The 14,724-nt window shown below is 64.5% G+C and carries 15 protein-coding genes; 5 read left to right on the top strand and 10 right to left on the bottom strand.

The features are described from left to right. The first annotated feature begins 6 nt into the window (after nt 1–6). Both gyrB and FG486_RS16225 read left to right on the top strand, forming a co-directional pair. Complete coding sequence (gene gyrB / locus FG486_RS16230; RefSeq protein WP_181268289.1) at nt 7–2,520, top strand: DNA topoisomerase (ATP-hydrolyzing) subunit B; 2,514 nt, start codon at nt 7–9, stop codon at nt 2,518–2,520. 16 nt (nt 2,521–2,536) lie between these two features. Beyond that, nucleotides 2,537–3,004 (top strand): NUDIX domain-containing protein, encoded by a 468-nt coding sequence (locus tag FG486_RS16225; protein WP_181268288.1) that lies wholly within the window; start codon nt 2,537–2,539, stop codon nt 3,002–3,004. Here the strand turns inward: FG486_RS16225 and dinB are convergent, their stop codons facing one another. After that, a complete protein-coding gene (gene dinB, locus FG486_RS16220) occupies nt 3,005–4,105 on the bottom strand; it encodes a DNA polymerase IV (protein WP_181268287.1) in 1,101 nt (366 codons plus the stop codon). Between the two features lie 91 nt (nt 4,106–4,196). Between dinB and FG486_RS16215 the strand changes: the two genes are divergently transcribed. Next, nucleotides 4,197–5,450, top strand: a complete 1,254-nt coding sequence (locus FG486_RS16215; RefSeq protein WP_181268286.1) for a multidrug effflux MFS transporter — start codon at nt 4,197–4,199, stop codon at nt 5,448–5,450. A gap of 60 nt (nt 5,451–5,510) precedes the next feature. Here the strand turns inward: FG486_RS16215 and FG486_RS16210 are convergent, their stop codons facing one another. The 9 genes from FG486_RS16210 to hisB all read right to left on the bottom strand — a co-directional run bounded on the left by FG486_RS16210 (nt 5,511) and on the right by hisB (nt 12,686). After that, complete coding sequence (locus FG486_RS16210) at nt 5,511–7,058, bottom strand: amino acid permease (protein WP_181268285.1); 1,548 nt, start codon at nt 7,056–7,058, stop codon at nt 5,511–5,513. Between the two features lie 140 nt (nt 7,059–7,198). Continuing rightward, a complete protein-coding gene (locus tag FG486_RS16205; RefSeq protein WP_181268284.1) occupies nt 7,199–8,752 on the bottom strand; it encodes a pentapeptide repeat-containing protein in 1,554 nt (517 codons plus the stop codon). Between the two features lie 67 nt (nt 8,753–8,819). Next, nucleotides 8,820–9,200 carry a histidine triad nucleotide-binding protein gene (locus tag FG486_RS16200; protein WP_066278417.1) on the bottom strand — a complete coding sequence of 127 codons (381 nt, stop codon included), beginning with the start codon at nt 9,198–9,200 and terminating at the stop codon, nt 8,820–8,822. A 5-nt stretch (nt 9,201–9,205) separates the two neighbouring features. Next, complete coding sequence (locus FG486_RS16195) at nt 9,206–9,529, bottom strand: phosphoribosyl-ATP diphosphatase (protein ID WP_181268283.1); 324 nt, start codon at nt 9,527–9,529, stop codon at nt 9,206–9,208. Nucleotides 9,530–9,572: 43 nt separating this feature from the next. Next, on the bottom strand, nt 9,573–9,833 hold the full coding sequence (locus FG486_RS16190) for a hypothetical protein (RefSeq protein WP_181268282.1): 261 nt from the start codon (nt 9,831–9,833) through the stop codon (nt 9,573–9,575). 151 nt (nt 9,834–9,984) lie between these two features. Beyond that, nucleotides 9,985–10,752, bottom strand: coding sequence for an imidazole glycerol phosphate synthase subunit HisF (gene hisF / locus FG486_RS16185; RefSeq protein ID WP_137776206.1), 768 nt, complete (start codon nt 10,750–10,752; stop codon nt 9,985–9,987). Further along, nucleotides 10,749–11,483, bottom strand: coding sequence for a 1-(5-phosphoribosyl)-5-[(5-phosphoribosylamino)methylideneamino]imidazole-4-carboxamide isomerase (hisA, locus tag FG486_RS16180; protein ID WP_181268281.1), 735 nt, complete (start codon nt 11,481–11,483; stop codon nt 10,749–10,751). Before hisA ends, hisF begins: the two co-directional genes overlap by 4 nt. Further along, on the bottom strand, nt 11,480–12,100 hold the full coding sequence (hisH, locus tag FG486_RS16175; protein ID WP_181268280.1) for an imidazole glycerol phosphate synthase subunit HisH: 621 nt from the start codon (nt 12,098–12,100) through the stop codon (nt 11,480–11,482). Before hisH ends, hisA begins: the two co-directional genes overlap by 4 nt. Next, on the bottom strand, nt 12,093–12,686 hold the full coding sequence (gene hisB, locus FG486_RS16170) for an imidazoleglycerol-phosphate dehydratase HisB (RefSeq protein WP_066282326.1): 594 nt from the start codon (nt 12,684–12,686) through the stop codon (nt 12,093–12,095). Before hisB ends, hisH begins: the two co-directional genes overlap by 8 nt. A gap of 119 nt (nt 12,687–12,805) precedes the next feature. On the opposite strand from hisB, the gene FG486_RS16165 reads away from it, so the two are divergent. Both FG486_RS16165 and fumC read left to right on the top strand, forming a co-directional pair. Further along, nucleotides 12,806–13,279 (top strand): SspB family protein, encoded by a 474-nt coding sequence (locus FG486_RS16165; RefSeq protein WP_060976966.1) that lies wholly within the window; start codon nt 12,806–12,808, stop codon nt 13,277–13,279. 33 nt (nt 13,280–13,312) lie between these two features. Next, nucleotides 13,313–14,710 (top strand): class II fumarate hydratase, encoded by a 1,398-nt coding sequence (gene fumC, locus FG486_RS16160; protein WP_181268279.1) that lies wholly within the window; start codon nt 13,313–13,315, stop codon nt 14,708–14,710. The last annotated feature ends 14 nt before the right edge of the window (nt 14,711–14,724 follow it).

Genomic DNA, 14,724 nt, shown 5'->3' with positions numbered 1-14,724 from the left:
AAATTCATGACAGATACCAGCAATACCCCCACCGAAAACAACCAGAACCCCGCCAACACCAACAGCTATGGCGCAGACTCGATCAAGGTTCTCAAGGGCCTCGACGCCGTACGCAAGCGCCCCGGCATGTATATCGGGGATACCGACGATGGTTCGGGCCTGCACCACATGGTGTTCGAGGTGTCGGACAATGCGATTGACGAGGCACTGGCCGGGCATTGCGACCGCGTGCTGATCACGCTCAACCCCGATAATTCGGTCACGGTCGAGGATAACGGCCGCGGCATCCCCACCGGCATCCATCCTGAAGAGGGCATTTCCGCTGCCGAGGTCATCATGACCCAGCTGCACGCGGGCGGAAAGTTCGAGAATACCAGCGACGACAATGCGTACAAGGTTTCGGGCGGCCTGCACGGCGTGGGCGTCAGCGTCGTCAACGCGCTGTCCGAATGGCTCGAACTGCGCATCTGGCGCGACGGGCAGGAACACTGGATGCGCTTCCGCCATGGCGATGCCGAGGCTCCGCTCGCGGTGATGGGCCCTGCCCCCGACGGCAAGAAGGGCACGCAGGTCACCTTCCTGTTCTCGCAGGACACGTTCAAGAACGTGCAGGAATATGATTTCGAGAAGCTCGAGCATCGCTATCGCGAGCTGGCGTTCCTGAACTCGGGCGTGCGCATCGTGCTGCGCGACGAACGCCATGCCGAGGCCAAGGAGCATGACCTCTATTACGAAGGTGGCATCGCCGCGTTCGTGAAATGGCTCGACCGCAACAAGCAGCCGCTGATGCCCGATCCGATCGCGATTTCGGGCTCGCGCGACGATGTCACCATCGACGTCGCGCTCGAATGGAATGACAGCTATTACGAAAATGTCCTGTGCTTTACCAACAACATCCCGCAGCGCGACGGCGGCACGCACTTGGCCGCGTTCCGCGCGGCGCTGACCCGTACGCTCAATGGCTATGCGGAAAAGTCGGGGCTGCTGAAGAAGGAAAAGGTCTCGCTCACCGGCGATGACATGCGCGAGGGTCTGACCGCGATCGTCTCGGTCAAGCTGCCCGATCCCAAGTTCAGCTCGCAGACCAAGGACAAGCTGGTCAGTTCCGAGGTGCGCCAGCCGCTCGAGAGCCTGATGGCCGACAAGATGGCCGAATGGCTCGAGGAAAACCCGGCGCACGCCAAGGCGATCGTCGCCAAGATCATCGATGCCGCCGCCGCACGCGAAGCCGCGCGCAAGGCGCGCGAGCTGACGCGGCGCAAGGGCGCGATGGACATCGCCTCGTTGCCCGGCAAGCTCGCCGACTGTCAGGAGCGCGATCCCGCCAAGTCCGAACTGTTCCTCGTCGAGGGTGACTCGGCAGGCGGATCGGCCAAGCAGGGCCGCGACCGCCATTATCAGGCGATCCTTCCGCTGCGCGGCAAGATCCTGAACGTCGAGCGCGCGCGGTTCGACCGGATCATCTCGTCCAAGGAGGTCGGCACGCTGATCCAGGCGATGGGCACCGGCATCCGCGACGATTTCAACCTCGAGAAGCTGCGCTATCACAAGATCGTGATCATGACCGACGCAGACGTCGACGGCGCGCATATCCGGACGCTGCTGCTGACCTTCTTCCATCGGCAGATTCCGGAGATCATCCGCGCCGGGCATTTGTACATCGCGCAGCCGCCGCTCTACAAGGTGAGCAAGGGCAAGAGCGAGGTGTACCTCAAGGACAATGACGCGCTCGACCAGTATCTGGTCGATGCCGGGCTGCAGGGCCGCGTGCTCGAAACCATTGGCGGGGCGCGCGGCGGCGAGGACCTGCGCGAGCTGATCGAGCATGCCCGCCGGATGAAGAGCCTGATGACCTATATCCCGCGGCGCTACGATCCGCTGATCGTCGAGGGGCTGGCGCTGGCCGGCGCGCTGACCCCCGACATGCCGCAGGGCGACCGCCAGGCAGCGGTCGAGAAGGCCGCGCAGTGGATGGGCGGCGCCGATCCCGAAGCACGCTGGCAGGGCGAGATTTCGGCCGAGGGCGGCTATCACCTGCAGCGCTTCTGGCGCGGCGTGACCGACCATCATGTCGTCGACCTCGCCTTCCTCAACAGCGCCGAAGCGCGCAAGCTGCACCGCGTCGCGGGCGAGTTCGCGGATGTCTATCTGAACCCGAGCCGCCTGGTGAAGGCCAGCTCGGCTGCAGCTTCGACCGCCGAGACGGGCGAGGACGATGCCGAAGAAGCGGTGGTCGCCACCGGCCTCGTCATCAACCGCCCGTCCGCACTGCTCGACGCCATTCTGGCCGCGGGGCGCAAGGGACTGGCGGTGCAGCGCTACAAGGGCCTGGGCGAGATGAATGCCGAGCAGCTGTGGGAAACCACGCTCGACCCCAACCACCGTTCGCTGCTGCAGGTGAAGGTCGAGGATGCCGACGTGACGGACGAGGTGTTCACCCAGCTGATGGGCGATGTCGTCGAGCCTCGGCGCGACTTCATCCAGGAAAATGCACTGAACGTCGCCAATCTGGACGTCTGAGGTTCGGAGCGGCGGCATGACCCCGCTCCGTATCGCCTATATCGTCGCGCACCGGGTGCGGCTGTTCTTGCGGCGTGCGTTCCAGATCAAGACGCGCGGCGTCAAGGCGGTGGTGCTGCGGGGCCGCGAGGTTCTGCTGATCCGGCACAGCTATTTCGCCACCGATCGGTTCATGCTGCCAGGCGGCGGCGTCGGGCGGAAGGAGACGGTTCTGGCAGCGGGGATCCGCGAGGCGTTTGAGGAGACCGGATGCCGTCTCGACAACGTGTATGTGCACGGCGATTTCATCTCGAACGGCGAAGGCTTCCCCGATCATATCACCGTCATTGTCGGCGAAACCCGCGACGACCCGATGCCCGATGCCGGCGAATTGCTCGAAGCCCGGTTCTTCCCGCTCGATGCGCTGCCAGATGCTCTCACCGACGCTTCGCGGCGCAGGGTCATCGAGATACGCGATGGGCTGCCCCCCTCGGGCGAGTGGTGATCAGACGAAGGGCAGCTCGGGCTGGCGCTCGTCCGGCGGATCCTCGTCTCCCGCGCGCGACAGGCCAGATAGGGTGAGTCCCAGAAGGCGCACGCCATTGTGCAAGGGCAGGATCTGATCGATCAGCGCCTGACCTATCTGCCCGAACATCGCCCTGCCCTCGACCGGCTGCGGCAGGGTGCGCGCGCGTGTGATGGTGTGGAAATCGGCGAACCTTGCCTTGAGTGTGACCGTCCTACCCTGCCCCTCGGCGCGCTCGACCCGCTCCCAGACGATATCGGCGACATTCTCGAGCGCGGCACGCAAGCCATCTTCAGTCCAGATATCCTCGCCATAGGTCCGTTCGCCGCCGATCGACTTGCGGATGCGATCGGGGCGGACCGGGCGGTTGTCGATCCCGCGCGCCGCGCCGTGCAGATAGCTGCCCCAGCTGCCGAAATGCTGAAGCAGCCATTGTTCCGACTTGGCCGCCAGGTCGGCGCCGGTGACGATGCCCAGCGCCGCCATCTTCTCGGCGGTGCGGGGGCCGACCCCGTGGAAGCGCTTGACCGGCAATGCGGCGACGAAGCACGGCCCCTGCTCGGGGCGGATGACGCACAGGCCGTCGGGCTTGTTCTGATCACTCGCGAGCTTGGCGATGAACTTGTTGTACGACACGCCCGCGCTGGCCGTCAGCCCGGTCTCGCGGCGGATATCGGCCCGGATCATCTCGGCAATATGGGTGGCGGAAGCGATGGCCTGCTTGTTCGCGGTGACGTCGAGATAGGCCTCGTCGAGCGAGAGCGGCTCGATCTGATCGGTGTGCTTCGCGAAGATATCGCGGATCTGGCGCGAGACGGATTGATAGACATCGAATCGCGGCTTGACGAAGACCAGGTCTGGGCATCGTCGCTGTGCGGTCACCGATGGCATGGCCGATCGCACGCCAAAGGCCCTTGCCTCATAGCTGGCCGCTGCCACCACCCCGCGCCGCGACGAGCCACCCACCGCCACGGGAAGCCCGCGCAGCGCCGGATTGTCGCGCTGCTCCACGCTCGCGAAAAAGGCATCCATGTCGATATGGATGATCTTTCGCAAAAGGGGATCGGCGGGGCCTTCCATGGGTTGAGGCAAAATAGAAATCGCTCGCGCGGTTGGCAATCACCGTCCCGAAGCCCATTATGGTGCAATGCACAATGAAAAGACCCTGAACATGGCCACTTCTGCACCATCGGCCGAAACCGGCTCCTTCCCGATGGGAACGCGCGAACTGGTGGCGATGATGGCGGCGCTGATGGCGCTCAATGCGCTGGCGATCGACTCGATCCTCCCGGCCTTTCCCGCGCTGGGCGCTGCCTTCGATGTCGCGAGCGCCAATGACCGGCAGTTCGTGATCAGCAGCTATCTGATGGGCATGGGCATCGGTTCGCTGTTCTACGGCCCGATTGGCGACCAGGTCGGCCGCAAGCCGGTGCTGCTCGGCTCCCTGGTTTTCTACGTCATATTCGGCGGGGCCTGTGCCTTTGCGCCCGATTTCCAGACATTGCTTCTGCTGCGCTTTGCCCAGGGCTTTGCGGCTGCAGCCATGGGCGTGCTGGTGGTATCGGTCATCCGCGACATCTTCTCGGGCGACCGGATGGCCAGCTTCATGTCGATCATCTTCATCGTGTTCATGGCGGTGCCGGTGCTCGCGCCGACCGTCGGACAGCTGATCCTCTATTTCGCGCAATGGCAGTTCATCTTCATCCTGCTGTCGGTGATGGGCACTGCAGTGGGCGTCTGGGTCTGGTTGCGCCTGCCCGAGACGCTGCGTCCCGAAAATGTCATCCCCATCCGGCTCGACACGATCGGCAGCACCTGGTTCCAGGTGATCTTCAACCGCCAGGGCTTTGGCTATGTTGCGGGTGCCGGTCTGCTGGTGGGGGCCATGTTCGGCTTTCTCAACAGCTCGCAACAGGTCTTTGCCGACGTGTTCGATGCCGAAGCCATCTTCCCCTATGCCTTTGCCGCAGTCGCAGGCGCGATGGCGGTATCGAACTTCTTCAACAGCCGCATCGTCGAGCGTTTCGGCGCGCGGCGGGTGTCGCATTCGGCACTGATGGCGTTTCTCGTCCTGTCGCTGCTGCAGATTGCCGCCGCCAAGGTGCCGGGAGAGCCGATGGCGCTGTTTCTGGTGATCGTCGCGCTCAACATGGCGATGGTCGGTTTCATCGGCGCGAATTTCAGCTCCATCGCCATGGAGCCCTTCGGCGCGATGGCGGGAGCGGCCTCGTCGTTCCAGATGGCATTTCGCACCGTGCTCGGCGCTGGCATCGGCGCGCTTGTCGGCCAGGCCTTCGACGGCACGACGCTGCCCATGGCCCTGGGCTTTTTCAGCTGCGGCGTCGCGGCGCTGGTCGTGATCCTGTGGGCGGAAAAAGGCAGGCTGTTCCGCCGCCCGGGGACCTGCCCCAAATCGCCGATGTAAGGCTGCACGTCCGAGCCCAAAGAAAAACCCCGGCGGGTCACGCCGGGGTTTTCGTTTGCATCAATGCGAGACGACGCCCGGATCATCCTCGGGCACCTCGACGATGCCCTTGCCCAGATGGCTCGCCTTGTAGCCATAGAGGTAATAGATCACGAGACCGATCGCGCCCCATGCGGGCAGCACGATCATCGCCTCGAACGGCAGGTTGAGGAACAGGAAGATGCAGCCTGCGATCGTAGCAGGTCCGACCAGCCAGAGCATCGGCGTGCGGAACAGGCGCTCGCGGTTCGGATCGGTCTTGCGCAGCATCATCACCGCGATCGCCACCATCATGAACGCATAGAGCGTCCCGGCATTGGCGATATCGGCGAGCTGGCCGACCGGCAGGAAGGCCGCTGCAAAGGCGACGATGCCGCCGGTAATGGCGGTCACCACATAGGGCGTCTTCCACTTGGGGTGGATCTTCGAAAGGCCTTCGGGCAGCAGGCCGTCACGCGCCATCACGAAGAAGATGCGCGTCTGGCCGAACAGCAGGATCAGGATCACCGAAGGCAGCGCCACGAATGCGGCGATGCCCAGCATGTTGCCGACCGCGCCGAAGCCGATCTTGCGCAGCACGTGCGCCAGCGCCTCGTTCGAGCAGACCAGCATGTCGGCATATTGCGGCAGCGCGCACTGGCGTGCGAGCTCTTCCGAACCTGCGGGGAACGGAATGCCATTGGGTCCGAGGATCGGCTGACCACCGATGGTGCCGACGGCACCGGCGGCGACGAGAATGTAGAAAATGGTGCAGAAACCCAGGCTGCCGATCAGGCCGATCGGAACGTTGCGCTGCGGGTTCTTGGTTTCCTCGGCTGCGGTGGAGACTGCATCGAAGCCGACATAGGCGAAGAAGATGGTCGCCGCAGCGCCTACCGCACCAATGCCCGATCCGAAACCACCGAAAACGCCGGCGGGCAGGAACGGGTTGAAGTTCGCCATGTCGGTCTTGGGAACGGTCAACACGATGAACGCGGTCAGCGCGGTCACCTTGATCGCAACCAGCACGGCGTTGACCTTGGCCGATTCACTGGTGCCGATCATCAGCAGCCATGTCACCAGCAATGCGATGACGATCGCGGGCAGGTTGACGAAGCCACCCGGTGCACCGCCCAGCCAGAGCGGGCCTGCCGTGAGATAGGTCGGCAGCGTTATGCCGAAGAACTCGTTCAATATGGTTCCGGTGAAATAGCCGGACCACCCGACCGACACCGCGCTCGCCGCGACCGCATATTCGAGGACAAGGGCCCATCCGACCGTCCAGGCGAGCAGTTCGCCCATAACCGAATAGGTATAGGTATAGGCGGAACCTGCGACGGGGATCATCGCGGCGATTTCGGCATAGCAGAGCGCCGCGACGATGCAGATCAGGCCCGCAATCGCAAAGGCCAGCATCAGGCCGGGACCCGCCTTCTGGGCGCCGGCCGAGGTCAGCACGAAAATACCGGTGCCGATCACGCAGCCGATGCCGAACAGGGTCAGCTGAAACCAACCCAGGGTCGGATGCAGCGACTTCTTCTTGGCTGTCGCCAGAATGGCGTCCAGCGGTTTGACACGCGCAAATTTCATGATGTTCTTGATTTCCCACCCTTGGCGGGCCTGTAGCCAGCCGGTTGCGTCCCGGGGTTATCCCCCTGTGGCGCACAGGATTAGCGGCTTTTCACGCGGTGGCAACCGGGTTGTAACCCATCTGTCGCATCGCGGGCCGGTCATTGCCCGCTCGCGGCCCGCTCGGCATAGGTTTTGAGGATATCCGCAGGCAGCGCGATACGCCGCATGGGGCCGAACGCCGCGCGCGCACCGCAGCTGGCATAATCGGCCGAGCCTTCGGCGTCCTCTCCATAGGGATGGCCATCCGCGAACACGCGCAGCCAGTCGCCGTCGATCTGTACCACCCGAACCTGGCGGTTGCTCTCGCTGTCTCGAACGCTGTACCAGCCGGTCAACGGATCAAGGTTCAGCCCGCTCGCGCCCAGGGTGCAGGTATGCGCATTGGCCCCGATCGACTCCCCGTTCGCGTCATAACGACCGTCGACCTGCCGCTCGACATAGGCATAGCCCATCGATGCCTGTGCCAGCAGCGGTGCCAGCCGCGCGAACAGCTGTGACCGCCGCATCGCCTCGCTGACCGGCAGTTCGTCATCGATGAACAGCGCTGCCTCGCCGGGCTTGAGCCAGTTGCCCTCGCCCAGCGCTCCCAGCAATTGCCCCTGCCGCTTGGCATAGGCATTGCGCAGGCAGTCCGAAGGAAACTCCTCGCTCATGCAGCCGTCGCGCTGCTTGAGCCATTGCCGCTGTTCTGCGACAATGCCCGGGTTCGCCTTTCGCGCTTCGGCAAAAGTGCGCGCGAGCAGCCGGTCGGCATCGGCCAGATCGCGATTGTCGGGCAGGCAGATCGTCCTTTCGGCAACACTGGTTGCCTTGCTGCAGTCAAAGGACGGATCACGCACTGCCGGGTCGGCCATGGCGATATCGTCCGTCAGGGATTGTGCCTCTGCAGCTGTCAGCTCCAGCCGGTTGTCACCTCCTACGAGCACGAGAGGGTGACTGATCACCAGGCCCTTCAGGCTTGCGAGCTGCGCCGGCGATATCTCGGTCCGATCGAGCATGGCATCTTCCAGCGCGATATCCCTCAGCCCGTAGCGATGAAAGCTGCTGAGCTTCGCCCGCGTGAGGTTGGCTCCACGCGCCGACATCAGCTTGTCGCTGCCATAAAGCGGGCAACCATCAGACAGCGTGATGCCGCACGAAAAATCGAAGCGGGAAAGGTTCGCGCCATCAAGGTTCAGGCCATCGATGCTCCCTTCGAACCAGCCTCCCTCCAGCTTCCCGCCGCTGAAATCGGCCTTGGTCGCCTGGACATCGGAAAGATTGGCGTCGCGAAGCAGGATGCCGGGAGCCTTGATGCCGGCGAGCGAGGCACCTGTCAGGTTGGACTTGATGAAGCCAATGCCAGGCGCGCGCGCGTCATCCCATTGGCTGCGCTGCAGGTCAGCCTCGACGAAGCACGCGTTGGTGAGTGAGAGCCGGCGAAAATCCCAACCGGCGAACTTGCCGCCCTGAACGACCGCGCCCTTGCCGACTGCCTTGGCCAGCTCCGCCGGGCTGCGCAATGTGGTGCCGTCCACCGTGGCAGTACCGGTTTGCGGCTCCGTCTCACCCCACAGGTCGCCGAGCATCGTCTCGCATGGAACACTCGTCTGGGCCAGGGCGGGTGCGGTCATGCACCAGGCGGCGCACAGCACGGCCAGAGATCGCAGCATCTTGATCCTCCCTCACGCCCGCTTGAGCCAGATTAGACCCATGGCACAGGCTTGAGAAGAGGCGATGTCAGCCGCGCATCAGCATCGGACCGAGCGGCTTTCCGGCGAACAGGTGCACGTGCAGGTGCGGCACCTCCTGATGCGCATCGAGCCCGATATTGGCGAGCAGCCGGTAACCCGGCTCGACCAGGCCGAGCATCCGCGCCACCTCGCCGACGCCGCGGACGAACGCCGCGATCTGCTCGTCGGTGCCGCGCGCAGAAAAATCGTCCCAGCTGACAAACGGGGCCTTGGGGATCACCAGCACATGCGTCGGCGCCTGCGGGTTGATGTCCTTGAAGGCGAGGATGTGGTCATCCTCGTGCACCTTGGTGCAGGGAATTTCGCCGCGCAGGATTTTGGCGAAGATGTTCTGGTCGTCATAAGGCTGGGTCGGATCGATCGGCATGATGGTCACTCCTTGGGGCGAGAGAGCTTTTCGGCAATGCCGGACGTGCCTTCGCGCGCATCGAGCTCGGCAAGCACGTCGGCCCAGGTCAGACCCATATCGGCGAGCAGCACGAGCAAGTGGAAGATCAGGTCGGCGCTTTCGCTGACGACGCCCTTGCCGTCGCCCTGGATCGCGGCGATCACCGCCTCGACCGCTTCCTCGCCGATCTTCTGAGCGATCCGCGGGCGGCCGCGCGCGGACAGCTTGGCGACATAGCTGCTGTCGGGCGAGGCCTTGCGGCGCTCTGCGATGACGGCTTCGAGCCGTGCGATGATCGGGTCTGCCATATTTCGACGCTCTGCGACGGAGGCGGGCGTGCGTCAAGCGCGCTCAGCGCTTTGGCGGGCCCTTGCGGTTGCGACCGGCCGCCCAGCGCCCGACCAGCAGGCCGATAATGCCCATGCACAGCAACCCGACGCTGCCCGGCTCGGTAATCTCGATCCAGCTGCGGATGCCCTCGGCGCGGGTCAGCCCGTCGAGCGTGATCCGGCTCAGCGGACTGGCCTCCAGCGGCGTGGCCAAGGCCATGCCAGGCAGGATGACGGCGATGCGGCGCACGACCTTCAACCTTTCGCTTTTGCCGGGTTTCATTCCGAGACACTTCATGCCTGATGGTTAAGCAAGCGCTTTGCCAGATGTCGCAAGCGCCCGGAAACAGGCGCATCCACTGGTTAATGCCCCACCCGCAACGGGCGCAAGTGTCAAGCCCGCCGACAACCGGCTGGCTGCAAAAGCTGTAAAATCAGTGCGATCGCGCAGGCAATCCGGCTTCGGCCAGCGCGCGATGGGCATCGGCGATGCTGGCTTCGCCAAAATGGAAGATCGATGCCGCCAGCACCGCGCTGGCATGACCCTTCGTCACGCCTTCGACCAGATGGCCGATATGTCCCACGCCGCCGCTGGCCACAACGGGGATGTCGACCTGGTCGGCTATCGTGCGGATGAGCTCGAGATCATAGCCGTCGCGCGTGCCGTCGCGGTCCATCGAGGTGACGAGCAACTCGCCTGCCCCGAGCCGTGTCAGGTTCAATGCGTGCTCGATCGCGTCGATGCCAGTTTCCTTGCGCCCGCCATGGGTGAAGATTTCCCAGCCCTGGCCGTCGGCGCGGCGGCGCGCGTCGATCGAGGCAACGATGCACTGGCTGCCGAAGCGCTCGGCGATATCGGCGACGACCTCGGGCCGTGAGACCGCCGCGCTGTTGACCGCCACCTTGTCAGCCCCTGCGAGCAGCAGCGCGCGTGCGTCCTCGGCGCTGCGCACCCCGCCGCCGACGGTGACCGGCATGAAGCAGACCTCGGCGGTACGCCGGACGACATCGATGATCGTGCCGCGCGCCTCATGGCTCGCGGAAATGTCGAGAAAGCACAGTTCGTCGGCACCGGCGGCGTCATAAGCGCGCGCCTGTTCGACCGGATCGCCCGCATCGCGCAGGTCGACGAAGTTCACGCCCTTGACCACGCGGCCATTGGCGACGTCGAGACAGGGGATGACGCGAACCCGGACGCTCATCCGCGCGAGGCCATGGCGATCGCGGTGGCGAGATCGAGCCGCCCGTCATAGAGAGCGCGGCCCGTGATGACACCTTCGATGCCGTCTTCGGCATGCAGGCTGAGCAGATGGATATCGTCGAGCCCCTTCACCCCGCCGCTGGCGATGACCGGAATCTCGGTGGTGCGCGCGAGCGCAACGGTGGCGTCAATATTGCAGCCCTTGAGCAGCCCGTCGCGGCCGACATCGGTGAACAGCAGGCTGGCAACGCCCGCGTCCTCGAACCGGCGCGCCATGTCGGCCACCGGCACGTCCGAGACGTCAGCCCAGCCGTGCGTCGCGACCATGCCATCGCGCGCATCGACCGCGACGACGATGCCGCCCTCATAGGCCTTGGCCATGTCGCGCACGAATTCGGGATCGGTCAGCGCCGCCGTGCCGATGACGACGCGAGCGACGCCAAGGTCGAACCAGCCTTCGACAGCGGTGCGGGTGCGGATGCCGCCGCCGAGCTGGAGATAGCCGGGAAAGCTCTTGATGATCGATTCCACCGCACTGCGGTTCACCGCCTCGCCGGCAAAGGCTCCGTCCAGATCGACGACGTGCAGATGCTGGGCACCGGCTTCGGCAAAGAGCTGCGCCTGGGCTGCGGGATCGTCGCCATAGACCGTCGCGCGGTCCATGTCGCCTTCGGCCAGGCGCACGACTTGGCCGCCCTTCAGGTCGATCGCGGGAAAGACGATGATGCTCATGAAACGGTCCAGTCGAGAAAGCGGCGGAGCAGATCGAGGCCATAGGCCTGGCTCTTTTCCGGATGAAACTGCACGCCCAGGATGTTGTCGCGCGCGACGGCGGCGGTCACCGCGCCGCCATGATCGGTAACGGCAGCGACATCGGCGGCATTGGCGGCGGCGAAATGATAGCTGTGCAGGAAATAGGCCTCACCCGGCACGATCAGCGGCGCGCGATCGGAAGGCCTTACGTCGTTCCAGCCCATGTGCGGCACCTTGATCGCTGGCGTCGCGTCCATCGCGCGCACCTCGCCCGCAATCCAGCCCAGACCTGCATGCGTGCCATGCTCCAGCCCGCGCTCGGCGAGCAGCTGCATGCCAACGCAGATGCCGAGGAACGGCACCTTGTCGCCTTGTACCCGGGCTTCGAGCGCATCGATCATGCCGGGGATGGCGGACAGCCCGTTCATGCACGCGGCAAAGGCACCGACGCCGGGCAGGACGATGCGGTCGGCCGCGCGCACGGTCGCCGGATCGTCGGTCACCGCGACATTGCCTGCCCCAGAGGCCTTCAGCGCATTGTGCACACTGTGCAGATTGCCCGCGCCATAATCGATCAGCGCGACGCGATCAGCCACCCAATATGCCCTTTGTCGAAGGCACGGCGCCCTGCTTGCGCGGGTCGATCTCCACCGCGGCGCGCATCGCGCGGGCAAAACCCTTGTAGATGCTCTCGCAGATATGGTGGTTGTTGGCGCCGTAGAGCAGCTCGATATGCAGCGTCAGGCCGGCGGTCTGCGCGATCGAATGGAACCAGTGCTCGAACAGCTCGGTGTCCATCTCGCCCAGCCGTGCTTGGGTGAACGCGGCCTTCCAGACGAAATACGGGCGGCCCGAGATGTCGACCGCGACGCGGCTCAAGGTCTCGTCCATTGGCGAATAGGCATGACCATAGCGCACGATGCCGCCCTTGTCGCCCAGCGCCTGGGTCAGCGCCTGGCCGATCGCGAGCGCGCAATCCTCGGTCGTGTGGTGCTGGTCGACATGCAGGTCGCCCTTGATCCGGCAGGTCAGGTCGATCAGCGAATGGCGCGAAAACTGCTCGACCATGTGATCGAGAAAACCGATGCCGGTCGACACGTCGAACTGGCCTGTCCCATCGAGGTTCAACTCGACGAAAATGTCGGTTTCGTGGGTCTTGCGTTCTATCCGGGCGGTGCGCATGCTGCGCCCTATAATCAGCTTGCGGAGACGCGCAACATTTTTGCCACTTGTTGCAGCGCCCTGTCGTGCGAGCCATTAGCGCCTTGACCCTGATCGAATGTCGGTCCAACAAAATGGGCATGAGTGACGATGCGCCCGACAGCCTGATTCCCTATGACGAGATCGTCCAGGAAGCCCTGCGCGCGGTCGTCGGCCGCGTTCTGGGTGAAGTCGAATCGAATGGTCTGCCCGGCAGCCATCATTTCTACATCACCTTCAAGACCCGCTCGCCCGGCGTGGACATTCCACGCCACCTCGTCGAGCGATTTCCGGACGAGATGACGATCGTCCTGCAGCAGAAATTCTGGGATCTGAAGGTCGAGAAGACCGGCTTCTCGGTAGGGCTGAGCTTCAACCGCGTGCCTGCGCACCTGTTCATCCCGTTCAGTGCGATCACCGCATTTGTCGACCCGGCGGTCGATTTTGGCCTGCAGTTCCAGGTTTCGGGCGATACGCCTCCGCCCGAGCCGCACGAAGCGGCGGAGAATGATCATCCCGGCGGCGATGGCGATGGATCCAACGTCGTCAGCGTGGATTTCGGCAAGCGCAAATAGCGGCTTGAGGGCCGCCTTTCACGGATTGGGCCTTTGACAGACATCGATACCCGCATCGAAAGCGACTCGCTCGGCGAGATCGCGGTTCCGGCGAGCTGCTATTGGGGCGCGCAGACGCAGCGCAGCCTCGAGAATTTCCCGTTCGCGCCGCACGAACGCATGCCGATCGGCATCGTGCACGGCCTCGCGGTGGTCAAGCAGGCAGCGGCGCGCGTGAACCGCAACCATGGCTTGCCCGCAGAGCTCGCCGATGCGATCGAGAACGCGGCGGCGGAGGTGGTCTCCGGCGCGCTCGACGACCAGTTCCCGCTCACTATCTGGCAGACGGGCAGCGGCACGCAGAGCAACATGAACGTCAACGAGGTGATCGCGGGCCGGGCGAACGAGCTGCTGACCGGCCAACGCGGCGGCAAGACCCCGGTCCATCCCAACGATCATGTCAACAAGAGCCAGTCGTCGAACGACGCCTTCCCCACGGCGATTCATATCGCGGCGAGCCTCGCTGTGCAGACGCAGCTGCGCCCTGCCCTCGACCGGCTGACCTCGGCGCTCGCGGAAAAAGCTGCAGCCTGGGATTCTATCGTCAAGATCGGTCGCACGCATCTGCAGGACGCCACACCGCTGACGCTGGGCCAGGAATTTTCCGGCTATGCTAACCAGCTCTATCGCTGCGGGCGCCGGATCGAACCGGCGGTGGTGGCGGGTACCTATCGCCTCGCCATCGGCGGCACGGCAGTCGGTACCGGTCTTAACGCGCCCAGGGGGTTCGCGCAGGAGATGTGCGAGGCGATTGCGGGCATCACCGGCCATCCGTTCCATCCGGCGGAGAACAGTTTCGAGGCGCTCGCCAGCAACGACCCGCTGGTGCACCTTTCGGGCACACTCAACACGCTGGCGGTGGCGCTGACCAAGATTGCGAACGACATCCGCCTGCTCGGTTCGGGCCCGCGCTCGGGCCTGGGCGAGCTCGAGCTTCCCGCCAACGAGCCGGGCAGCTCGATCATGCCGGGCAAGGTCAACCCCACCCAGTGCGAGATGCTGACCATGGTCGCAGCGCAGGTGATGGGCAACCATCAGGCGATCACCATCGGCGGGCTGCAGGGGCATATGGAGCTCAACGTGTTCAAGCCGTTGATCGGCGCCAACGTGCTGCGCTCGGTCGATCTTCTCGCAACGGGCATGGAAGGATTTGCCGAGCGCTGCGTCGACGGGATGAAGGCTAACGAAACACGGATTGCCGAATTGGTCGATCGCTCGCTGATGCTCGTCACCGCGCTTGCGCCGGTCATCGGCTATGACCATGCCGCCAAGATCGCCAAGCACGCGCACGAACACGGGCTGACGCTCAAGCAGGCGGGGCTGGCGCTGGGGCTGGTCGATGAAACCACGTTCGATGCGCATGTCCGCCCGCAGGACATGATCGGTCGGTGACTGGTTGTGGGAAC

The organism is Blastomonas ursincola, from assembly GCF_013607875.1.
Classification (GTDB): domain Bacteria; phylum Pseudomonadota; class Alphaproteobacteria; order Sphingomonadales; family Sphingomonadaceae; genus Blastomonas; species Blastomonas ursincola.
The sequence above is the reverse complement of the archived record's forward strand: the minus strand, read 5'-3'. Positions and strand labels throughout refer to the sequence as shown.